Source organism: Pseudomonas baltica, assembly GCF_031880315.1.
GTDB lineage: Bacteria > Pseudomonadota > Gammaproteobacteria > Pseudomonadales > Pseudomonadaceae > Aquipseudomonas.
Genome location: NZ_CP134771.1, coordinates 1819514 through 1842460, shown reverse-complemented (window position 1 = coordinate 1842460; position 22947 = coordinate 1819514). Strand labels below are relative to the sequence as shown.

Below are 22947 nucleotides of genomic sequence, written 5' to 3'. Positions count from 1 at the left end.
GTCACCACCAATATTTGCCGAAGTTTTCCGGGTTGGCCCAGAACCGCGCATTGAGCCAGTCCGGGACCTGTTTGTACTCACGTAGATCATAGGTGAACAACGTCAGCACCTGGCCGTCGCGCTCGAAGCGCTCGTTGGCCTGCAGGGCCAGGGAATAGAAATCGGTATCGCTCCAGCCGCTCGCGGCCAGGTCCACCAGCACGGCGATGCGGCTGGCGTTGAGATTGCGGATGCCACCGAGCAGTTGCAGGCCCTCGCGCTTGGGCAAATGCTCCAGGCAGTCGATGACCACCGCCAGGTCGAAGCGCTGGCCGGCGAGGTCTGCCGGCAGGGGACCTGGGGCGCAGGACGAGATCCGCGAACCGGAGTGGGCCGCAGCATAGGCGTCGAGCGCCGGGAATTGTCCGGCACCGACCACCAGCAGGCGTTCGGCCGCCTGGTGGTCGAGCAGGGCCGCCAGGGCCTGCTGCGGTGTGCGTGTGGAAAAGCCTTCAGTCATGGGGTGTCCTCGATCAGAACTGCCAAGACTAGCCGGGTCACGCGTCGAGGCCTATAGGCGGGTCAATAATTGGCAGATTTCAATCACTTGCGAGGGAACTTTTTCAAAGTGTCAATTTTTCTGCAGCCCGCGCCGGCTTTAGCTTGTAGAGGCGTTGCGGGCCTGCTTTACTGCACCTGGACCGGCATCAGCCGGTAGAAACCAGGAGTAAGACGATGAGAAATCTCACGCGGGGATTCATTCCCGTTCTTCTGGTCAGTAGTGTTCTTTCGGGGTGCGCGATGACCACACACAGTGATGGCAGTGCACCGCTCAACCAAAGGAACTGGCCTATTTGCAGTGTGGTGGGTGGCCTGGTCGGCGGCGGCCTCGGTGCTATCAAAAGTGGTGCGTGGGCAGGTGGCGGTGCAGCCTTGGGGGCTATCGCCGGGGGGTTGATCTGCTTTGCCCATGACGGCGACGAAGACGGTGATGGGGTGTTCGACCGTCGCGACCGTTGCAAAGGCACTCCGCCGCATACACCGGTGAGCATGGCCAACGGTTGCCCGCTGCCGCAGTATCCAGCCAAGGCACCTGAAGCCCCGCCGCCTGTGCCGCCTGTGGCTGAGCAGGTGATTACGCTCAGTGATGCCGAGAATGTGCTGTTCGCCTTCGATTCGTCGGTGCTGACGCCGGAGTTCCAATCGGAGTTGAGCAAGCTGGTCGATGATCTGAAGAAAACCGACATCAAGGGGATCAAGGTCGTGGGGCACACCGACAGCGTCGGTACTGATGCCTACAACCAGAAACTCTCCGAGCGCCGGGCCGCCAGTGTGGTGAAGTTCCTCACCGCCGAGGGCGTGTCTTCCAGCCTGCTGACCAGCGAAGGCATGGGCGAGAGCCAGCCGGTGGCGGATAACGCGACCGCAGAGGGACGATCGCAGAATCGACGGGTCGAGTTGCATTTGAGTCGTTGAAGCATTGGCGCTGCCGATGACGTCTCCGCGAGCAAGCTTTGCTCCCACCGTGTTGAGTCGCGCATTTGTGGGAGCAGGGCTCGCCCGCGAAGAGGCCAGAGAGGCTGGCCAAAGGTCTTGGCTGGGAAATTGTGCATTCAGGCGCTAAGGTACGCCTCTTTCACTTTTACCGAGGTCGCCGATGAAAGGCCTGTTGTGGTTCGGCAAAATGCTCACGCTGTTGTTCTGGTGGGTAGTGCTGGTCAATCTGTTCGTGCCGTTGGGGCAGCCTTTCGAGTGGCTGATTCACTTCGGCGCCTTGGCGTTGCTGGGGCTGCACGTGGTGGAGTTGGTCGCATTCAATCGGCGCCTGCACGGTCGTAGCCATCCATGGTTCGATCGCCTGCAGATCCTGCTGACCGGGATCTTCCACGTCATTTCCATTCCCCGTGTCGGGCCCGCAACGACTGCCTGATTGCCCTTTATCGGCGCACTGGCTTCAGCGCCATTGGCTAAAACCATGGCCGCGCCGAGGCCAAGGCGATCACTGCCAGGCCAATCAGCAGGTTGATTCCTACCAACCTGCGGATGCGCGTCATGGCCGCCGCGCCCCTGGTCCAGTCCTGAGCATCCACCGCGCGTCGCAACTCCGGTAATTGCAAGCCCTGGACCCGCAAAAACAGCGCGGCCATGACCACATACAGCCCCATCATCGCCTGCACATAACGCGGCGCACCGTCGAAACCGTGGTAGCGCAGGTGCAGCATGGCCACGCCGCTGATCGGAAGCGTCAGCAAACACAGCCAGACCCAGGCGAAGAAGCGTGGGAAAATTCCCGCCCATAATCCCAGTCGCGTCGGCCCTTCCAAGGTTGCAGCCGCTACGGGCCGCAGGATCATCCAGGCGAAGAACATCCCGCCGACCCACACCACCGATGCCAGGACATGCAAGGTGTAGAAGAAGTTGAAGAGGGCCATGCATATCTCCGTTCGGCGTTCCGAGGTTTAGCGGGGTATGATAGCGACCCGATTGAAACACTGAAAATTTATACAGGCTTCAGCGCCCAAGACTCATGATCAGCACAGCACTCAAATCCCAGATCCAGGGCGCCTATTCGCGTTTCCTCGAAGCCAAGAGCCTCAAGCCACGCTATGGCCAGCGCTTGATGATCGCCGAGGTGGCCAAGGTCCTGGGTGACATCGAGGTCGATGACGAAGGCCGCCGCAGTGGCCCGCCCGCCGTCGTTGCCGTGGAAGCCGGTACCGGTACCGGCAAGACCGTCGCCTACAGCCTCGCCACCATTCCGGCTGCCAAGGAGGCCGGCAAGCGCCTGGTCATCGCCACGGCCACCGTCGCCTTGCAAGAGCAGATCGTCTACAAGGACCTGCCCGACCTGATGCGCAACAGCGGGCTGAATTTCACTTTCGCCCTGGCCAAGGGGCGGGGCCGCTACCTGTGCCTGTCCAAACTCGACGCGCTGCTGCAGGAGGGCCACGCGCAAACCGCCACGGCCCAGCTGTTCGAAGACGAAGGCTTCAAGATCGAGGTCGATGAGGTCAGCCAGAAGCTCTTCACCAGCATGATCGAGAAGCTCGCCGGCAATAAATGGGATGGCGACCGCGACAGCTGGCCCCAGGCGCTGGAAGATCATCACTGGGCGCGGCTGACCACCGATCACAGCCAGTGCACCACCCGGCACTGCCCCAACTTCCAGCAATGCGCCTTCTACAAGGCCCGTGAAGGCATGGGCAAGGTCGATGTGATCGTTACCAACCACGACATGGTGCTGGCCGACCTCGCTCTGGGTGGGGGCGCCGTGCTGCCCGATCCGCGCGATACCCTCTATGTATTCGACGAAGGCCACCATCTGCCCGACAAGGCCATTGGTCACTTCGCCCATTACAGCCGCCTGCGCTCCACCGCCGACTGGCTCGAGCAAACCGCCAAGAATCTCACCAAGCTGCTGGCCCAGCACCCATTGCCCGGTGATCTGGGCAAGCTCATCGAGCAGGTACCGGAGCTGGCGCGGGAGATCAAGGCGCAACAACAGTTCATGTTCGCGGCATGCGAGCAGGTCGCGGACTTCAAGCCGGGCGAAGACATGGAAGGCCGCGAGCGTCCCCGTCATCGTTTCGTCGGCGGGGTGATTCCCGAGCACATGCGCGAAATGGGCATCGAGCTGAAAAAAGGCTTTTCGCGCCTTACCGACCTGTTCACGCGCTTGAGCGATCTGCTCAAGGAGGGCATGGAAGGGGAGGTCAATATCGGCATCGCCAGCCACCAGGCCGAAGAGTGGTATCCGCTGTTCGGTACCTTGCTGGCACGTGCCTCCGGCAGTTGGGAGCTATGGACCGCGTTCACCGCCGAAGACCCGGAAGACAGCGCCCCCATGGCGCGTTGGTTGACGTTGTCCGAGAGCGGCGCGCTGTATGACATCGAGGTCAATGCCAGCCCGATCCTGGCGGCCGAAATGCTGCGGCGCAATCTGTGGAACGTGGCGTACGGCTGCCTGGTCACCTCGGCGACCCTGACTGCACTGGGCAAGTTCGACCGCTATCGCATGCGCGCCGGCATTCCCAAGGACTCGGTGACCACCGTGGTGCCAAGCCCGTTTCATCATGCCGATGCTGGCGTGCTGCGCGTTCCGGACCTGGGCGCCGATCCCCGGGATGCCGCCGCCCATACCGCCGCTATCATCCGTGACTTGCCCGACCTGGTCGAAGGCTCGCGCGGCACCCTGGTGCTGTTTTCCTCGCGCAAACAGATGCAGGACGTCTTCGATGGACTGGATCGCGACTGGCGGCGTCAGGTGTTCATTCAGGGCAACCTGTCCAAGCAGGAAACCCTCAACAAGCACAAGGCGCGAGTCGACGGTGGCGAGAGCAGCGTGCTGTTCGGCCTTGCCAGTTTCGCCGAAGGCGTCGACTTGCCTGGCGCCTATTGCGAGCATGTCGTGATCGCCAAGATCCCCTTCGCCGTACCGGACGATCCCGTCGAGGCGGCGTTGGCCGAATGGATCGAGGCGCGGGGCGGTAATCCGTTCATGGAAATCGCCGTGCCCGATGCCTCGCTGCGCCTGATCCAGGCCTGTGGTCGGTTGCTGCGCACCGAGCAGGACCGCGGCACCATCACCTTGCTGGATCGCCGTGTCGTCACCCAGCGCTATGGCAAGGCGATCCTCAATGCACTGCCGCCGTTCCGCCGCGAAATCAGCTGAGCCGTTGACCGCTCAGGTCCAGTGCGGGCATTGAGCGCAATGCCCTTCTATGCTGTCTATACACAAGTACCGAGGTCCGCCGGGCCTCATCGAGGAGATACATCCGTCTATGTTGCGCCGTTCCCTGCCAGCTGTACTTGCGCTGATGTTCGTGGCTCCACTGATGGCCGCCGAGAGCGAGGCACCTGCCGTGCCCGCCAGCGCGCCGAGCCAAATGCCAGTCGCTGCCACGCCGAGCACTGAGGCGCCAACCCCTGTTACCCCGGCAGCCGCTATCCCGCCATCCGCCACTTCGGCTGCGGACTCCAGCGGCCCGCAGGCACTGTTCAACTTCGTGCGGCCGACCGATACGGTCAAGATCATCACGCAGGGTGCCGATCTGCCTCAGGCCAATGCCGAGCAGACCGCAGAGGGTGAGGTCTTGCGGCGCGTTACCTTCAGTGCAGCAGACAAACCCAGCCTGCGCCTGGCACCCCCGACTGGAGTGTGGGACTGGCGGCAGAACAGCGCCCTGACCCTGCGCGTGCAGAGTGCGATGGATTGGGCCCTGACCCTTTATGTCACGCTGCAGAGTACTGACGGCAAGACCCTCACCAGCCGCATCGATCTACCGGCCGGTCCTGCCCAGACGGTGATCGTGCCGCTGCTGGCCAGTTCGCCATCCAGCCAGGGCATGCGTGCCGGCCCGCCGATGCCCTGGACGCAGGACGGCCAACGCGTGCTGCTGGCCAGCAGTGCCGGTGACCTGAGTCGTGATCAGGTGGCGTCGGTGACGCTGTCGCTGGACAAGCCCAACGTCGCGCAAAGCATTTTGGTCGAACGTGTGGCGTTGTCGTCCGGCGATACGCTGCAGAAGGCCGCGTACAGCCAGATCGTCGATGCCTACGGGCAGTTCACTCGCAGCCGCTGGCCGGAAAAAATCAGCAGCGACGAGCAACTCCAGACCGAAGCCGGGCGCGAGCAGCAGCAACTCAAGGGCTGGCTGGCTGAGCGTAAAAAATCGGGCCTTGATCGATTTGGTGGCGTGACGGGGGGCGTGAGCTTCGAGGCCACCGGTTTTTTTCGCACCCAGAAACAGGACGGTCGCTGGTACCTGGTGACGCCTGAAGGCCATCCGTTCTATTCGCTCGGGGTCAACGCGGTGACGGCCGACAACGAGCGGACTTACACAGAAGGCCGTGAATGGATGTTCTCCAGCCTTCCCAAGCCTGAAGACCCGGCGTCGGCATTTTACGGCCAACGGGATGATCGCAGTGGCAACGGCTCGGCCCAGGGCGTGGGCTATAACCATGGGCGCTGGTTCGATTTCTATGCTTCCAACCTGCAGCGCACCTATGGCAAGCCTGGCGCGCCGGCGGCGTTCGATGCCGCGCGCTGGCAGGCCCATACCCTTGATCGCCTGCAAGGCTGGGGTTTCAACACCATCGGTAATTGGAGCGACGCCGGCTTCGAAAGCGCCGAGCGCGTGCCTTACACCCTGCCGCTGTCGATCGTCGGCGATTACGCCAGCATCAGCACTGGCATGGATTGGTGGGGGCGCATGCCCGACCCCTTCGATCCACGCTTTGCCATGGCCACCGAGCGCGCCGTGGCTATCGCCGCCCGCGACCATCGCGAAGATCCTTGGTTGATCGGTTACTACGCGGACAACGAGCTGGCCTGGGCCGGCCCCGGCGCGACGCCTGAAACCCGCTATGCGCTGGCCCTTGGAACGCTCAAGCTGACGACCGATATTCCGGCCAAACGCGCTTTCCTAAAGCAGTTGCGCGATAAATACCGCAATCAGGAAGGGCTGTCGAAAGCCTGGGGCATCCAGCTATCGGCGTGGGAATTGATGGAAGATCCCGGCTTCCAGGGCCCGCTGCCAAACGCCGAACATCCACAGATCGAAGCCGACTACCAGCACTTCCAGGAAACCTTCGCGGACACCTACTTCAAGACCGTGTCCGATGCGTTGAAATGGCATGCGCCGAACCAACTGCTGCTAGGCGGCCGCTTCGCTGTCAGCACTCCGGAGGCGGTCGAGGCCTGCGCCCAGTATTGCGATGTGCTGAGCTTCAACTTCTACACCCCGACGCCGCAGGACGGCTATGACTTCAAGGCCCTGGCGGCGCTGGACAAACCGGTGCTGGTCACCGAGTTCCACTTCGGCTCGCGTGATCGCGGTCTGTTCTGGCCGGGTGTGATGGAGGTGGCCCATGAAGAGGACCGTGGCCCGGCCTACGATAAGTTTCTCGATGCCGCCTTGAAGGAACCGTCGATCGTCGGTGTGCACTGGTTCCAGTATCTGGACGAACCCCTGACCGGGCGCTTGCTGGACGGTGAAAATGGCCACTTCGGCCTGGTGGCGATCACCGATCTGCCCTATACCGGATTTGTGACGTCGGTACGCAAGAGCAATCTCGCCGCCCTTGACCGGCTGCGCAAGCTGGCCCCGGCTGTTGCAGCCCCGGCCCATGATGGCAAGGGCGGCGCCCATGGCGCGGCTGGCGGCCCTGGTCATGGCGGTAAAGGCGGCTCGCACTGACCGGATAACCGGCCATGGGCGCCACCCAGCGCCCATGGGTTCCCAAACGCCGCGCAGACTGGAACAATGCCCGCACTTTTGTTCATGGGTTGCGGGGGCTTTCGGTGCAGATTCAGGGTCATTACGAGCTTCAGTTCGAACCGGTACGCGACGCTTTCGCGGCGTTGTTCGATGATCCTCAGGAGCGCGGAGCGGCATTGTGCATCCAGATCGGCGGCGAGTCGGTCATCGATCTGTGGGCCGGCACCGCCGACAAGGACGCCAGCCAGGCCTGGCACACCGATACCATCGCCAACCTGTTTTCCTGCACCAAGACCTTCACGGCGGTTACCGCCCTGCAACTGGTGGGCGAGGGCAAGCTCAGCCTCGACGCGCCGGTCGCCCATTACTGGCCGGCGTTCGCTGCCGCGGGCAAGGAGCGGGTCACCCTGCGGCACTTGCTCAGTCACCGTGCCGGCCTGCCTGCGTTACGCCAGCAGTTGCCGGCCGAAGCGCTCTACGACTGGCAGGTAATGGTCGATGCCCTTGCCGCCGAAGCACCCTGGTGGACGCCCGGTACCGCCCATGGCTACGCGGCGATCACCTATGGCTGGCTGGTGGGCGAACTGATTCGACTGGCCGACGGTCGCGGCCCGGGCGAGTCTATCGGCGCGCGAGTGGCACGGCCGTTGGGGCTGGATTTCCACGTCGGGCTGGATGACCAGGAGTTCCACCGCGTCGCCCATATTGCCCGTGGCAAGGGCAACAGTGGCGACGACGCCTCCCGGCGCCTTTTGCAGGTCACCATGCGCGAGCCCGAAGCCCTGAGCACCAAAGCCTTCACCAATCCGCCTTCGATCCTGACCAGCACCAACAAACCCGAATGGCGGCGCATGCAGCAGCCAGCGGCGAACGGGCACGGCAACGCCCGCAGCCTGGCCGGCTTTTATAGCGGCCTGCTGGACGGGCGGCTGCTCGAGCCGGAGCTGCTCGAAGAGCTGACCCGCGAGCACAGCATCGGCCAGGACCTGACCCTACTGACGGCCACGCGCTTCGGCCTGGGCTGCATGCTCGATCAACCGCACGTGGCCAACGCCACGTTTGGCCTCGGGCCGAAGGCGTTCGGCCACCCGGGCGCCGGTGGCTCCATCGGTTTCGCCGATCCCGAGCGAGACGTCGCTTTTGGTTTTGTCACCAACACTTTGGGGCCTTATATCCTCATGGACCCAAGGGTGCAGCGGTTGTCAGCGGTACTGGCGAGCTGTCTTTGAGCGAATCGACCGACGGTGCGCTATGATGCGCCGAATGTTCTACTATCCAATCAATAGTTTATGCGGGTTTGTTAACCCGATTTATCTTCACATCACCTTGCGGACTGATCATGTTGCCGAATAAATCCTTCGCTTTTGCACTTTGCCTGGCCATTACCGGTTGCGCGCAAACCCCGTCCCTGAGCGGTGCCGACACCGGGCCGCACTGGTGGCAGTTCGGTTTTCAACAGTCGGCGGACAAAGGCGTCGAGCAGGCGGTGAACGATCGCGTCGCCAAGGCTGATGCGGCCTCCGATGCCAAGGCCCAGAGCGAAAACCACTGGTGGTGGCCGTTCGCAAGCAGCGACAAACCAGCCGATGCCCCGGCCGTGGCAGCCGTTCCCAAGATCGATGCCAAAGCGACCAAAGCCTGGCTCGACAACTACGAGCCCAAGGTGCGCGAAGCTCTCAAGGACAGCAACTTTCAGGTCGAGCGTCGTGAGGACCTGCTGGTCATCACTGTGCCTGCTGACAGCAACTTCAACCCCAAACGTCCGGAAATGCTCCTGCCAGTGACCCTGGGACCGATCACCCGCGTCGCCAAGGTCATCGAAACCGATCCGAAAACTGCCGCATTGGTGCTTGGTCACGCCGACACCAGTGGTGCTGCCAGCGCCAACCAGTCATTGAGCCTGCAGCGTGCACAGTCAGTGGCGTCGATCTTTCGCCTGAGCGGCCTGCAGCGTGACCGCCTCAACCTGCGTGGCATGGGCTCGGTCATGCCGCGCGCCGCCAACGATAGCGTCGAGGGCCGTGCCCTTAACCGCCGCGTCGAAATCATGCTGACCCCGCAAGAAACCATGATCGCGCTGGTAGCCCGCTATAATCAACCGACGCCACCGGCAGCCGAGATGGTCGCGGTGCAGGACGTCAAGCCGTTGCCAGCAACGACTGCAGCCAAGCCTGCAACCGCCGCAGCCAAGAAAACCGCCGGCAAGAATGCCGTTGCCGCCAAACCTGCAGCAACCAAGAAGAAAACCGCTCCGGCCAAAGCGGCGACTCCAGCGAAGAAAACCGTAGCCAAGAAAGCCACTACTGACACCACCAGCAATAACTGAGCGGCGGATAAACAGTCATGAGCCAAGCCATCGCTGACATGCGTCGCGACTACACCCGGGACGGGCTCGCCGAGGCGCAAGCCCCGGCCGAACCTTTCGCGCTGTTTCGGCGATGGTTCGAAGACGCTGTGAAGACCGAACAACCCCCGGTCGAGGCCAATGCCATGACCCTGGCTACCGTGGACGCGCAAGGGCGTCCGCATTGCCGGGTGCTGTTGCTCAAGGGCCTGGATGATCAGGGTTTCACCTTTTTCAGCAACTATGGCAGCGCCAAGGGCCAGCAACTGGCGGACACCGGACTGGGTGCGATGACGTTCTTCTGGCCGATGCTCGAGCGCCAGGTGCGTATCGAAGGGCGAGTGGTCAGGGTCAGTGCTGAAGAGTCCGATGCCTACTATCAGGTGCGTCCGCTGGGCAGCCGGCTCGGGGCTTGGGCCTCTCCGCAAAGCCAGGTCATCAGTGACAGAGCCGAACTGGAGGCGCTGTTGGCGCAGACCCAGCAGCGCTTTGCCGATGATGCGCCCACCTGTCCTCCCCATTGGGGTGGTTATCGACTGCTGCCCGAGCGCATCGAGTTCTGGCAGGGCCGCCCGAGCCGCCTGCACGATCGCCTCAACTACCGCGTCGAAGGGGCCGCCTGGACGCGCGAGCGTCTGGCACCCTGATCCTCCTCCTGTACAATGCGCCTGACCTTTCGGGCGCTTGTGCTGTCGACTGAACAAGGCCGCTGCAGCGATGCCAGCACCGCCTGACATCTCTGTACCTGAGCTGAATGGAAGCAAATTTAAACAGCTTGTTTCGTGACACCGAGCAGACTGCGGCGTCTAATAGCCATCTGCCAATCTGGAGTATTTCTCATGCGTAAATCTGTTGTGATGGTTGCCTTTTTCTCTACCATGTCACTGTTGTTGAGCGGTTGCATGTCCGATCTGAGTGGCGACTCCTACTCCCGCGATGAAGCGCGCCGTGTGCAGACCGTGCGCATGGGCACCATTGATTCGCTGCGGCCGGTCAAGATCGAAGGCAGCAAGACCCCAATCGGCGCTGGCGCTGGTGCGGTAGTCGGCGGCGTCGCTGGCAGTGCGATTGGCGGCGGCCGCGGCAGCATCATCACCGCTGTCATTGGCGCCGTCGCTGGTGGTTTGGCGGGTTCGGCCGCCGAAGAAGGCCTGACCAAAACCCAAGGCGTGGAAATCACCGTTCGCGAAGACGATGGCAGCATGCGCGCCTACGTCCAGGCCGTGCAGGAAAACGAGATTTTCCGTGTCGGTGAGCGTGTTCGCATCATGACCGTCGACGGCACCAGCCGCGTCGCTCACTGATCCAGCGCTGCAATAAAAAGCGGGCCCTTGCATGCAAGGGTCCGCTTTTTTATGCCTGCTGGTTAGGCAAGTTCACGCCAGTTTGGATTTTTTCCTGCTGGCTGCTGCCGTGATCGCGTAACCCAGCAGCGCGGCCATCACCGACCCGGTCAGGATACCCATGCGGTCTTCGCCGGCATACTCGCTGACCCCTGGCACAAATGCCAGCGAGCCGACGAACAGGCTCATGGTGAAGCCAATGCCGCACAGTACGGCGACGCCGAAAACCTGACCCCAGTTGGCGCCGGACGGCAGCTTTGCAATGCCGATTTTTATCGCCAGCCACGTGAGCCCGAACACGCCAGTGGCCTTGCCCAGTAGCAGGCCCGCGGCGATACCCATGGGCACGTGATGGGTGAAACTCTCCAGCGTCACGCCTTTGAGAGACAGCCCGGCATTGGCGAACGCGAACAGCGGCAGGATCGCATACGCCACCCAGGGATGCAGGGCATGTTCCAGGGTGGCCAACGGGGCGGGCTTGTTGCCCGTACGCAGGGGAATGCAAAAAGCCAGCGCCACGCCAGCCAGGGTAGCGTGTACGCCGCTCTTGAGCACGCAGACCCACAAGATCACACCAACGATCAGGTAGGGCGCCAAGCGCACGACACCCAGGCGATTCATGCCGATCAGCACCGCCAGGCAAGCGGCGGCGAGCAGCAGGGCCATGCTTGACAGTTCGCTGGTGTAGAACAGGGCGATGATAATGATCGCGCCCAGGTCATCGATGATCGCCAGGGTCATCAGGAACAGCTTGAGGCTGGTCGGCACACGGTTGCCCAGCAGCGCCAGTACGCCCAGCGCGAAGGCGATGTCCGTTGCGGTTGGAATGGCCCAGCCGGCCAGCGCTGCGGAGTCGTGGTGGTTGAGCCACCAGTAGATCAGTGCAGGCACCAGCATGCCGCCAATGGCTGCCGCGCCGGGCAGAACGATCTGTGCCGGGTTGGACAATTGGCCTGCCAGCACTTCGCGTTTGACCTCCAGCCCGATCAGCAGAAAGAACAACGCCATGAGCCCGTCGTTGATCCACAGCAGCAGAGGCTTGTCGATCTTCAATGCGCCGATCTGCGCTACCACTTGGGTATCAAGCAAGCTCTGATAGAGGGATGACAAAGGCGAGTTGTTGATGATCAATGCCAATACGGCACCCGCGATCAGCAGCAGGCCGCTGGACGCTTCCATTTGGATGAACCGGGTCAGAGCGCCGCGAATACGCATGGCAGCCTCGTTGAAGAATGTTGAAGGACCGCCACCCTAACCTGTGTCGTCAGTTGTTAAAATAAAATTTATATTCTTTTTTGTTATAAGTAGCAATGCCGGGAGTTTTGCGGTTTTGGGCTGATAGGACGAGTCTGATAAGTGTTACAACCCGTTTCTGGAGCATCGATGTAGCGAGGGGATCGCCCCCGAAAAGAGTGTCGGCTACAGGGCTGTGGCTGGCACTCTGATCGCGGGCTCGCCGATTCGCTACAGGCGTTACGGTGTTGGGATACCAAGGATATCCCGCGCCACCGCCTCGGCGATGCGGATTCCGTCGACACCCGCCGACAGAATACCTCCAGCGTAGCCTGCGCCTTCACCCGCCGGGAACAGGCCGCGAACATTGAGGCTTTGCAGGTCGGCGCCGCGAGTAATACGCAGCGGCGACGAGGTCCGGGTTTCGATACCGGTGAGAATCGCGTCGTGCATCGCATAGCCCTTGATCTGCCGGTTGAACGCCGGCAGCGCCTCGCGGATAGCCTCGATGGCAAAGGCCGGCAGCGCCAGGGCCAGATCGCCCAGCGATACGCCGGGCTTGTACGAGGGCTCGACGCTGCCCAGCGCGGTCGATGCCTTGGCGGCGACGAAGTCCCCCACCAGTTGCGCGGGCGCGTGATAGTTGCTGCCACCCAGCAGGTAGGCTTTGGATTCCAGCTGTTCCTGCAACTCGATACCGGCCAGCGGGCCACCCGGGTAGTCCTGCTCGGGGGTGATGCCGACGACGATGCCGGAGTTGGCATTGCGTTCGTTACGCGAATACTGGCTCATGCCATTGGTGACCACGCGCTCGGGCTCGGAGGTCGCCGCGACCACGGTGCCGCCTGGGCACATGCAGAAGCTGTAGACAGAGCGGCCATTCTTGGCGTGATACACCAGTTTGTAATCGGCCGCGCCGAGTTTCGGGTGGCCGGCGTACTTGCCCAGCCGTGCCTGGTCGATGACGGTCTGCGGATGCTCGATACGGAAACCCACCGAAAACGGCTTGGCCTCCATGAACACGTCGCGGGCGTGCAGCATGCGGAAGGTGTCGCGGGCGCTGTGACCCAAGGCCAGCACCACGTGCCGGGACAGCAACTGCTCGCCGCTGGCCAGTTCGATGCCTTGCAGTTGCCCGTTGTCGATCAGTACATCGGTGACTTTCTGTTCGAACCGCACCTCGCCACCCAAGGCTTCGATTTCCTTGCGCATGGTTTCGACCATGCCGGTCAGGCGGAAGGTGCCGATGTGCGGTTTCGACACGTAGAGGATCTCGTCCGGCGCACCGGCTCGCACAAACTCATGCAGCACCTTGCGGCCGTGGTGCAGCGGATCCTTGATCTGGCTGTAGAGCTTGCCGTCGGAGAAGGTTCCGGCACCGCCTTCGCCGAACTGCACGTTGGACTCGGGGTTGAGCACACTTTTACGCCACAGGCCCCAGGTATCCTTGGTGCGCTGTCGGACTTCGCGGCCGCGCTCCAGCACGATCGGCTTGAAGCCCATCTGCGCCAGCAGCAAGGCGGCGAAGATGCCGCACGGGCCGAAGCCGACCACCACAGGACGCTCGCCCAGGTCGGCCGGCGCATGGCCGACTACCTTGTAGGTGACGTCCGGCGCCGGATTGACGTTGTGATCGTCGGCGAACTTTTGTAACAGTGGCGCTTCGTCGGCGACTTCGAGGTCGATCGTGTAGATGAACTGCAACTCGCTGTTTTTCTTGCGGGCATCGTAGCTGCGCTTGAACAGGGTGAAGTTCAGCAGGTCAGCGTCGCTGATGCCCAGGCGCTGCACGATGGCAGGGCGCAAGGCCTCGTCGGTGTGGTCGAGGGGCAGCTTGAGTTCGGTGATTCGTAACATGACAGGTCCAATATCCGAGCCGCAGGGACGGCCCCGCAGCTTTTTCTAGCCGGCGATTATAAGCTGGCAGGGCCTGCCTGCGTCAGGCTAAATCAGACGTTCAGTCGTTGCGCCCACCACCGAAATAGCCGCAGCCGCGCTGAGCCTGGCCGTTGACACGGATTTCGGCAGTCAGAAACTGCACGCTGGCGCCGTCGACGCAGCGCTGCGGCGCCAACCAGACATCGATGCGCTGGTCGTTGGCGGCACTCGACAGGTTGAGGCGGCCGTCGGGCAGTTGTTCTTCCAGATAGGGCAGGGCCAAGGGGGCTTCGCCGGCACGGTTGAGGACCATCCCGCTGGCGCTGACTTTCAGTTCCCATTCAGGGTTGTGGCCGCTGGCATGCACGGTTTGCAACTTGAAATTGGGATCGCTGCAGGCCGTATCGGAACGTTCGACGCGGTACAACTGCGATAGTTTGAGCGTGCCGTCCATGCCCCCGGTCTTGCTGGCATCGAAGCTGCCGCGCAGGTCGACGAACAAGGTGCCAGGTTTGCTCGCCAGGTTGCCGGCTTCCTGCAGCACGCCGGTGTTGCCGACATCGCTCACCGCAAAACGGCGATGTTCGCCACAAGGTTGAAACAGCAGATGACCGCCTTCGCCAATCAGTGCGCCTTGCATGCGCGTGAGCCCGGCATTGGGGTGCGGTTCGTTGGCGCCCAGTCCGAGCATCTGGCAGGCGGAAAACAACGGCAGGAGGGTGAGGAGTGCAGCGGTGCGCAGGTGATGCATTGACGGGGCTCCTTGAACGAGGCGGCCACCGTAGCACAGGCAATAATGGTAAACGTCAAAACGGTGTTGGGGGTTGGCTGGGCGCGGTGTCAGGGCGGGCCTCTTCGCGAGCAAGCTTTGCTCCTGCAGTGCCAGCCGATATCGAGTTGCACTGTAGGAGCAAGGCTGCGCGTCCGGCGGCGAAGGGGTCACCAGCCGCGCCGTATGGATCAGCCGCCCAGATACGCCTCGCGCACCTTGGGATCGGTCAACAACGCCTCGCCCGAACCTTCCATCACCACCCGGCCGTTCTCCAGCACATAGGCGCGGTCAGCGATTTTCAGCGCCTGGTTGGCGTTCTGCTCCACCAAAAACACCGTCACACCATCCTTGCGCAGTTGCTCGATGATATCGAAGATCTGCTGGATGATGATCGGTGCCAGCCCCAACGAAGGCTCGTCGAGCAGCAGCAGCCTGGGCTTGCTCATCAACGCCCGGCCGATGGCGAGCATCTGCTGTTCGCCCCCGGACATGGTGCCGCCGCGCTGGTTGAAGCGCTCCCTGAGCCGCGGAAACAGCGCCAGTACCTTGTCCATCTGCGCCTGGTAATCGCGCTTGTCGGTGAAAAAACCACCCATGGCAAGGTTTTCCTCGACCGTCAGCCGCGCGAAGATCCGCCGCCCCTCGGGCACCACCGCAATGCTCTTGCGCATGATGATCGAGGAGTTCTGGCCCACCAGTTCTTCACCCATGTAGCGGATGCTGCCCGAGTGCGCCTGGGGCGAACCGCAGAGGGTCATCAGCAAGGTCGATTTACCCGCGCCATTGGCGCCGATCAGGGTCACGATCTCACCTTGACGGACCTCGACGTTGACGCTGTGCAGCGCCTGAATCTTGCCGTAGAAGGTCGAAACGTTTTCAAACTGCAGCATTTACGCTTCCCCCAGGTAGGCTTTGATCACGTCAGGATTGTCGCGGATCTGTTCAGGCGTGCCATCGGCCAAGGGTGTGCCTTGATTGATCACCACGATGTGGTCGGAAATGCTCATGACCAGTTTCATGTCGTGTTCGATCAACAGCACGGTGGCGTTGTACTCCTCGCGCAGGACGCTGATCAGCGCTTTGAGATCCTCGGTTTCCTTGGGGTTGAGGCCGGCGGCGGGTTCGTCGAGCATGAGAATGCGCGGGCGCGTCATCATGCAACGGGCGATTTCCAGGCGACGCTGTTGGCCATACGCCAGGGTACCGGCGGTACGGTTGGCGAACTCCTTGAGGTTGACGCGCTCCAGCCAGTGCTCGGCGTACTCCATGGCTTCGCGCTCGCTGCGGCGAAACGCGGGGGTCTTGAAGAGGCCGGAGAAAAAGTTGGTGTTGAGGTGCCGGTGCTGGGCGATCAACAGGTTTTCGAGAGCGGTCATTTCCTTGAACAGGCGTACGTTCTGAAAGGTGCGCACCACGCCCTTGCGGGCGATTTCGTGGCCGGGCATGCCCTGGATCGGCTGGCCATCGAGCAGGATGGTGCCGCCAGTAGGCTTGTAGAAACCGGTCAGGCAGTTGAAGACCGTGGTCTTGCCGGCGCCGTTGGGGCCGATGAGGGCGACGACCTGTTTTTCCTGGACCGTGAGTCCGACGCCGTTGACCGCCAGCAGGCCGCCAAAGCGCATGCTCAGGTTGCTGACTTCGAGAATGTTCCGGATCATTTACGCAGCTCCAGGTGTGGCCTTTGCATCGGGAGAAAGCCCTGCGGACGCCAGATCATCATCAGCACCATCATGGCGCCGAACATCAACATGCGGTATTCACTAAAATCGCGCATCATTTCCGGCAGCACGATCATCACGATCGCGGCGAGTATCACCCCCAGTTGTGAGCCCATGCCACCCAGTACGACGATCGCGAGAATGATCGCCGACTCGATGAAGGTGAACGACTCGGGAGTGACGAGGCCTTGGCGAGCGGCGAAGAAACTGCCCGCGAAGCCCGCAAAGCTTGCGCCCAGGGTGAAGGCCGACAGCTTGATGATGGTCGGATTCAAGCCCAATGCCCGGCAGGCGATTTCGTCTTCACGCAGCGCTTCCCAGGCACGGCCGATGGGCATGCGCAGCAAGCGGTTGATGATGAACAGCGCCGCCAAGGCCAGCACCAGCGCCACCAGATAGAGGAAGATCACCTTGCCTACCGGGTTGTACGTCAACCCGAAGTAATCGTAGAAGGTCTGTCCGCCATCTGCGGCAGTGCGATCGAAGCTCAGGCCGAACAAGGTCGGTTTGGGGATGCTGCTGATACCGTTGGGACCGCCGGTGAGATCGGTGAGGTTACGCAGGAACACCCGAATGATCTCGCCAAAGCCCAAGGTCACGATCGCCAGGTAATCACCACGCAAGCGCAGCACCGGGAAACCGAGCACGAAGCCGAACGCCGCTGCCGCCAGGCCGGCAATCGGCAGGCACACCCAGAAGCTGAAACCGTAGTAATGCGACAGCATGGCGTAGGTGTAGGCACCCACCGCATAGAAGCCGACATACCCCAGATCGAGCAGGCCGGCGAGGCCGACGACGATGTTCAGACCCAGGCCCAGCATCACATAGATGAGCACCAGAGTGGCCAGGTCAACCGCGCCCCGCGAGCCGTAGAACGGCCAGATGAACGCCAGCACGATCAGGCCGATGATGAACCACTTCTGGGTGCTCGGCAGGGTCAGGAAGTTGCTGGCGCTGGGCGGGATCAACGCGCCCTGGCGACGGGATTTCCAGGCAGCGGTCAGGGAACGATCGAACAGCACACGCAAGAACATCAGGACCGAGCACAGGGCGATGATGGTCACCGTAGTGGTGCTGGCGTTTTCGACGATCAGGTTAATGCCATCGATCGACAGCTTGAGGCCGAGCACCGGGTAGGCCACGGCCCACACCAGCAACGCGCTGAACAGCGCGGATTTGAGAGGACGGGTCATACTTTTTCTACCTCCGGACGGCCAAGAATGCCCGTGGGGCGGAACAGCAGCACCAGCACCAACAGACCGAACGACACGACGTCCTTGTACTGATCGCCGAACACATCGGCGCCGAAGGCCTCGGCCACGCCCAGCACCAGGCCGCCGAGCATGGCGCCAGGGATACTGCCGATGCCGCCGAGTACTGCGGCGGTAAAGGCCTTGAGCCCCACCAAGAAGCCGGCATTGGGGTTGATCACGCCATATTGCATGCTCAACAGCACGGCGGCGATCGCCGCCAACGCGGCACCAATGACGAACGTCAGGGCGATGATGTTGTTGGTGTTGATGCCCAGCAGGTTGGCCATCTTGATGTCTTCGGCGCAGGCGCGGCAGGCGCGGCCCAGACGCGAACGCGAGATGAACAGGGTGAGGCCGAGCATGGCGATGAGGGTGATCGCGAAGACCAGTACCTGCATGTAGGAGATCAGCACTTCCTGTGCCCCGCCGGGGCCGAAGGAGAAGTTGCCGGGCAACAGGTTGGGGATCGATTTGTCCTTGGAATCCTGCGAGAGCAGCACGGTGTTTTGCAGAAAGATCGACATGCCGATGGCGCTGATCAGCGGAATCAGGCGGTTGCTGCCGCGCAGCGGTCGGTAGGCGATGCGTTCGATGCTGTAACCGTAGGCGCTGGTGACCACGATGCTGGCGATGAACGCCACAGTCATCAGCAGCGGCAAGCTGTGGATACCGAACATGGCCAGGCCGGCGATGGCGATGAACGCCACGTACGAGCCGATCATGTATACCTCGCCATGGGCGAAGTTGATCATGCCGATGATGCCATAGACCATGGTGTAGCCGATGGCGATCAGGGCATAGGTACTCCCGACAGTCAGGCCGTTCACCAACTGTTGGAAGAAGTGATAAAGGTCGGGCATTGCTGTGCTCCTAAATACAAAGCCCACTGCAGGGAGCAGTGGGCTTTGTAGTCAGTCTGTGGATCTTACTTGGTCGGGGCTTCGGTTTTGCTGCCGTCTTTGTGCCACTCGTAGACCACGAACTTGAAGTCTTTCAGGTCGCCCTTGGCGTCGAAGCTGAGGTCGCCGGTCGGAGTCTTGAAGGTCCCGGCGTGGATGGCTGCCGCCACCTTGGCGGTGTCTTCGCTCTTGGCCGCTGCGATACCGTCAGCGATCACTTCCACCGCTGCGTAAGATGGGAACACGAACGGGCCGCTCGGGTCTTCCTTCTTGGCTTTGAAGGCCTCTACCAGTGCCTTGTTGGTAGGGTCCTGATCGAAGGATTTCGGCAGGGTCACCAACAGACCTTCCGACGCGCCTTGGGCGATCTGGGAGATGGAAGCGTTACCGACGCCTTCAGGTCCCATGAACTTGGCCTTCAGGCCCTTTTCCTGCGCCTGGCGCAGGATCAGGCCCAGCTCGGGGTGGTAGCCGCCGTAGTAGACGAAGTCGACGTTGGCTTGCTTGAGCTTGGCGATCAGCGAGGAGAAGTCCTTGTCGCCGGCATTGATGCCTTCGAACACCGCTACTTTCACGCCTTTGCCTTCCAGGGTCGATTTGACCGCGGTGGCGATGCCTTCACCGTATTGCTGCTTGTCGTGGATGACCGCGACGATCTTCGGCTTCACCTGGTCGGCGATGTAATTGCCGGCAGCCGGGCCCTGAGCGCTGTCCAGGCCGATGGTGCGGAACACCATCTTGTAGCCACGGGCGGTGATGTCCGGGCTGGTGGCGGCCGGGGTGACCATGATCACGCCTTCGTCTTCGTAGATATCGGAAGCCGGCTGGGTGGAGCTGGAGCACAAATGGCCGACCACGAACTTGACGCCGTCGTTGACGACCTTGTTGGCGACCGCGACCGCTTGCTTGGGATCGCAGGCGTCATCGTATTCGACCGCTTCGAGCTTCTTGCCGTCGACGCCGCCTTTGGCGTTGAGCTGCTCGATCGCCATTTTAGCGCCGCTGAACTGCATGTCGCCGTATTGCGCGACAGCACCCGTCTTGGGACCGACAATGCCGATCTTGATGGTGTCGGCGGCGAACGAATGACTGGCAACGCCGGCCAATACCATAGCGGCGAACAGCTTGGAAATCTGCTTGTGCATAATGCTCCACTCTCGTGTTTTAGTTTTTATAGTTCTGGCGGCCAGGGCTGCCGAACCGGGTAGGTCTCGGCCCGTATCGAAAGCACTTTGCTCCCTTTACCAAGGCGCTCCGACTCCCCCGACTTTTTCACCGAGGGCAGTGTAGAGCGCCGGTTTACGCCTTGAAAAGCGGCGAATGGCGAGCGCGATACGGGTGTCGCTAAATCGACACAAAGTTACAGAAACACGGCGCCGCTATCGATTTCAGCCCGCCAAAAGCCCTTTGTGCAACAAGGACTTGCCCATGGCTGGCAAGCAATTCGACCCGGCAGGTGAACCGTCCCCGACGGCGTGCACACCTTTGCCGTTTTAAACGCTGTAATCAATGCTGGATTTGCAACCGGGTTTTGCCGAAAGCGCGCCGACGTTATGATTGCGCCTTCGTTTATTCGGTGAGACCCATGACAGAACAACCTAGCACCCTCTATGCCAAGCTACTCGGCGAGACCGCCCCGATCAGCTGGAAAGAACTGCAACCCTTCTTTGCCAGGGGCGCCCTGTTATGGGTCGACCCCGGCCTGGATCTGGTCGCCGTAGCCGAGTCTTTTGCTTTGGATCAAAAGGAGCCGATCGCTGCCTGGTTGGAGGCCGCAAAGGTTGAAAAGGTGTCTGACTCGCGGGCTCTGGAGCTGCATGACGGCGCTCCAGACCTGTGGGCGGTAGTGGTATCGCCCTGGATACTGATCCAAAACAGGGCAGCCTGATCTTTAGAGCCCTGTTGTGGTGCCAAAAAAAGTAGGTGTCCGGCTCAGCGGTTGGGCGTCTTGCCTACGATCGACAGGGTCGGCGGCGGCGCGGAGGGTGGCGGTGGACGTTTCTCGACCTGGCCTAGCAGTTCACGCAGCTGCGCCATGGGCACCGGATGCCCGAGCAGGAAGCCCTGTGCAAAGTCGCAGCCATACTGTTTGAGCATTTCGTATTGCTCTTCGGTCTCCACACCCTCGGTAATCACCTGCATGCCCAAGGTGTGGGCCATGGCAATGATCGCCTTGACCACTTGCATGTCGTAAGGCGCGGGCGACGTGTTCTGGATAAAGCTGCGGTCGATTTTCAGGGTATTGAGCGGCAGGCGCTTAAGGTAGGCCAAGGACGAATACCCGGTGCCGAAGTCATCGATCACCAGCGATACACCCAGTGCCTCGATGCTGCTCAGCACCTTGATGGCGGCGTCGACGTTGAGCATCACTGCGTTTTCGGTAACTTCAAGTTCCAGTCGTTGTGGCTTGGCGCCGGTATCGGCCAGGGCCTTGGCGATTTCGTCCACCAGCGAATCGCGCTTGAGGTTGAGCGCCGAACAATTGAGGGCGATGCGCAGCTTGTCGTGACCCAGGCGCTCCAGTTCGCCGAGGTCCAGGCAGGCGCGGTTCAGTACCCAGCCGTCCAGTTCGGCGATCAGGCCGTTGGTCTCGGCAATGCCGATAAAGGCGTCTGGGCTCAGCAGGCCATGCTCGGGATGCCGCCAGCGCACCAGGGCTTCGAGGCGGGTAACCTGGCCGCTGCGCAGGTCGAAAATAGGCTGGTAGAACAGTTCAAGCTCCTGTCCGCCGCGCAAAGCCTCACGCAACTCGGCTTCCAGGTGCAAGGCCATGGAAGCCTTGCTGCGCAGGTCCTCGCTGAAAAAGTGCGCGCTGTTGCGCCCGTTTCCCTTGGATTGATAGAGCGCCAGGTCGGCGTTTTTCAGCAACGCTTCGGTGCTGTTGCCGTCATCCGGGAACAGACTGATGCCGATGCTGGTGGTCATCACCATGCGCCTGCCAGCCAGTTCGATGGGGTTTTTCATGGCGGTCATGATGCGCTGGGCCATCATCCGCGCCTCGTCCCGGGTACGCAGGCTCAGCAGCACGCAGAACTCATCGCCGCCAAAGCGCGCGACCACATCATCCTGGCCGCGGGTGGCGTTGCGCAGCAGATTCGCGATTGCCTTTAGCAGCTCGTCACCGGCGTCGTGGCCGAGGCTATCGTTGATCCGCTTGAAGTGGTCGATATCGAGGAACATCACCGCCAGCATGCCCCCCGTAGCTCGGCGCTCCTGCAGTTTGTCGGCGAACAATTGATCGAAGCCGCGGCGGTTGACCAGGTTGGTCAGGCCGTCGTAGTGGGCCGCCTGCTGCAGTGAGACCTGGGCCTGATCGAGCTGGTTGAGCATGGCGGTGGCGTGGCGCAGGTCCTGTTCCTTGCTTTGCAGCTTTTTGTCGGCAAGGGCCGCGTTGATGCACAGGGCCATGATCAGCAGGGTGATCGCGGCTACGGTGATGCCCAATTGGGTGCCGTTGGAGGTGACGTTGCCATGCATGTGCAGGTCGACCGGCATGGCCACGGTCAGCGCCCACATACCGGTAAAGTGGGTGCTGATGATGCCCGCCGCCATCAACAAGGTCGCGGCGTATTTGCGCAGCTCGGCATAGCGCCCACTGGGATAGCGAAAGCGTCGCGTCAACACCAGTGCGGCGAAGCTCACGGCAATGGCGATCACGATCGACAGCGCGAACAGCCAAGGGTCGTAATAGGTTTGGGCATTGGAGCGCATGGCCGACATGCCGTAGTAGTGCATCGCCACGATGCCCAGGCCAAGGATGACCGCCGCTTGCACGTATTGGCCGCCGTTGAGCGTCGCGCGCTCGAGACTGCGCAACGTCGCCAGGCTGGCGATCAGCGCAATCAGCAATGAGACAATGGTGATGGGCAGATCGTAATGCACTTCCATCGGCGCCATGAACGCCAGCATGCTGATGAAGTGCATGCCCCAGATGCCACCCGCCAAACAGGCGGCACCGGCCCAGCGCCAACGGCGGCGAGTGCCTGGATGTTCGGCGTGTTGCAGGCGTTCGGCGATATCGAGGGTGGCAAAGCTGCCAGCGCAGGCGACCACGTAGGCCAGTAACACCAGAAAGGGGTCGTGCGTGCAATGCAGGAGCATCTGCCCCTGTTCGGGGAGCGCACCGGTGAAACGCAAACCAAGCCAGTCCATAGCGCGCCTCGTACAGCCTGTACGTTTTTTAGGCGAGTATACCCAGCGCCCTCGCGGTGATGGCGAAGTGGCTTCAACTATTTCGGAATAAGAACGGCTTTCTCAGAAGCACATTACACCCGTGGGGGCGAACTCTGCTCTCGTAGCATTCAAGGC

The 22947-nt window shown here is 61.8% G+C and carries 20 protein-coding genes; 9 read left to right on the top strand and 11 right to left on the bottom strand.

What is annotated here, in order from left to right:
- Window position 1 precedes the first annotated feature (1 nt).
- A complete protein-coding gene (locus tag REH34_RS08050) occupies window positions 2–499 on the bottom strand; it encodes a DUF6231 family protein (protein WP_311971330.1) in 498 nt (165 codons plus the stop codon).
- A gap of 215 nt (window positions 500–714) precedes the next feature.
- On the opposite strand from REH34_RS08050, the gene REH34_RS08045 reads away from it, so the two are divergent.
- A complete protein-coding gene (locus REH34_RS08045) occupies window positions 715–1455 on the top strand; it encodes an OmpA family protein (protein ID WP_226505079.1) in 741 nt (246 codons plus the stop codon).
- A 181-nt stretch (window positions 1456–1636) separates the two neighbouring features.
- Window positions 1637–1909 (top strand): DUF1145 domain-containing protein, encoded by a 273-nt coding sequence (locus tag REH34_RS08040; protein ID WP_226505080.1) that lies wholly within the window; start codon window positions 1637–1639, stop codon window positions 1907–1909.
- 37 nt (window positions 1910–1946) lie between these two features.
- Here REH34_RS08040 and REH34_RS08035 read toward each other — a convergent pair whose 3' ends face one another.
- Window positions 1947–2411: a CopD family protein gene (locus REH34_RS08035; protein ID WP_311971329.1), complete on the bottom strand. Its 465-nt coding sequence runs from the start codon at window positions 2409–2411 to the stop codon at window positions 1947–1949.
- 95 nt (window positions 2412–2506) lie between these two features.
- Between REH34_RS08035 and dinG the strand changes: the two genes are divergently transcribed.
- The 6 genes from dinG to REH34_RS08005 all read left to right on the top strand — a co-directional run bounded on the left by dinG (window position 2507) and on the right by REH34_RS08005 (window position 10847).
- On the top strand, window positions 2507–4651 hold the full coding sequence (gene dinG, locus REH34_RS08030; protein WP_226505082.1) for an ATP-dependent DNA helicase DinG: 2145 nt from the start codon (window positions 2507–2509) through the stop codon (window positions 4649–4651).
- Window positions 4652–4760: 109 nt separating this feature from the next.
- Window positions 4761–7178 (top strand): beta-galactosidase, encoded by a 2418-nt coding sequence (locus REH34_RS08025; protein WP_311971328.1) that lies wholly within the window; start codon window positions 4761–4763, stop codon window positions 7176–7178.
- A gap of 104 nt (window positions 7179–7282) precedes the next feature.
- A complete protein-coding gene (locus REH34_RS08020) occupies window positions 7283–8428 on the top strand; it encodes a serine hydrolase domain-containing protein (RefSeq protein ID WP_311972059.1) in 1146 nt (381 codons plus the stop codon).
- A gap of 110 nt (window positions 8429–8538) precedes the next feature.
- A complete protein-coding gene (locus REH34_RS08015; protein ID WP_311971327.1) occupies window positions 8539–9525 on the top strand; it encodes an OmpA family protein in 987 nt (328 codons plus the stop codon).
- 17 nt (window positions 9526–9542) lie between these two features.
- The gene (gene pdxH / locus REH34_RS08010) at window positions 9543–10190 is read left to right on the top strand and encodes a pyridoxamine 5'-phosphate oxidase (RefSeq protein ID WP_311971326.1); all 648 of its coding nucleotides are present in this window, start codon (window positions 9543–9545) and stop codon (window positions 10188–10190) included.
- A 192-nt stretch (window positions 10191–10382) separates the two neighbouring features.
- Window positions 10383–10847 (top strand): glycine zipper 2TM domain-containing protein, encoded by a 465-nt coding sequence (locus REH34_RS08005; RefSeq protein ID WP_226505086.1) that lies wholly within the window; start codon window positions 10383–10385, stop codon window positions 10845–10847.
- 72 nt (window positions 10848–10919) lie between these two features.
- Here the strand turns inward: REH34_RS08005 and nhaA are convergent, their stop codons facing one another.
- The 8 genes from nhaA to REH34_RS07965 all read right to left on the bottom strand — a co-directional run bounded on the left by nhaA (window position 10920) and on the right by REH34_RS07965 (window position 19784).
- Complete coding sequence (gene nhaA, locus REH34_RS08000; RefSeq protein ID WP_311971325.1) at window positions 10920–12101, bottom strand: Na+/H+ antiporter NhaA; 1182 nt, start codon at window positions 12099–12101, stop codon at window positions 10920–10922.
- 258 nt (window positions 12102–12359) lie between these two features.
- The gene (locus REH34_RS07995) at window positions 12360–13976 is read right to left on the bottom strand and encodes an NAD(P)/FAD-dependent oxidoreductase (RefSeq protein ID WP_311971324.1); all 1617 of its coding nucleotides are present in this window, start codon (window positions 13974–13976) and stop codon (window positions 12360–12362) included.
- 100 nt (window positions 13977–14076) lie between these two features.
- Window positions 14077–14748: a hypothetical protein gene (locus REH34_RS07990; protein ID WP_311971323.1), complete on the bottom strand. Its 672-nt coding sequence runs from the start codon at window positions 14746–14748 to the stop codon at window positions 14077–14079.
- Between the two features lie 209 nt (window positions 14749–14957).
- Entirely contained in the window at window positions 14958–15659 is a 702-nt protein-coding gene (locus REH34_RS07985) for an ABC transporter ATP-binding protein (RefSeq protein ID WP_311971322.1), read from the bottom strand.
- Complete coding sequence (gene livG / locus REH34_RS07980) at window positions 15660–16427, bottom strand: high-affinity branched-chain amino acid ABC transporter ATP-binding protein LivG (RefSeq protein ID WP_226505091.1); 768 nt, start codon at window positions 16425–16427, stop codon at window positions 15660–15662. It lies immediately after the preceding gene.
- Complete coding sequence (locus tag REH34_RS07975; protein WP_226505092.1) at window positions 16424–17680, bottom strand: high-affinity branched-chain amino acid ABC transporter permease LivM; 1257 nt, start codon at window positions 17678–17680, stop codon at window positions 16424–16426. Before REH34_RS07975 ends, livG begins: the two co-directional genes overlap by 4 nt.
- Window positions 17677–18600 carry a high-affinity branched-chain amino acid ABC transporter permease LivH gene (livH, locus tag REH34_RS07970; RefSeq protein ID WP_226505093.1) on the bottom strand — a complete coding sequence of 308 codons (924 nt, stop codon included), beginning with the start codon at window positions 18598–18600 and terminating at the stop codon, window positions 17677–17679. The genes REH34_RS07975 and livH overlap by 4 nt, the downstream gene beginning before the upstream one ends.
- 65 nt (window positions 18601–18665) lie before the next feature.
- Window positions 18666–19784: a branched-chain amino acid ABC transporter substrate-binding protein gene (locus REH34_RS07965; protein ID WP_311971321.1), complete on the bottom strand. Its 1119-nt coding sequence runs from the start codon at window positions 19782–19784 to the stop codon at window positions 18666–18668.
- Window positions 19785–20224: 440 nt separating this feature from the next.
- Here REH34_RS07965 and REH34_RS07960 point away from each other — a divergent pair, with 440 nt between their 5' ends.
- Window positions 20225–20527: a DUF2288 domain-containing protein gene (locus tag REH34_RS07960; protein ID WP_311971320.1), complete on the top strand. Its 303-nt coding sequence runs from the start codon at window positions 20225–20227 to the stop codon at window positions 20525–20527.
- Between the two features lie 44 nt (window positions 20528–20571).
- On the opposite strand, the gene REH34_RS07955 is transcribed toward REH34_RS07960, so the two are convergent.
- Entirely contained in the window at window positions 20572–22791 is a 2220-nt protein-coding gene (locus tag REH34_RS07955) for an EAL domain-containing protein (RefSeq protein WP_311971319.1), read from the bottom strand.
- Window positions 22792–22947 lie beyond the last annotated feature (156 nt).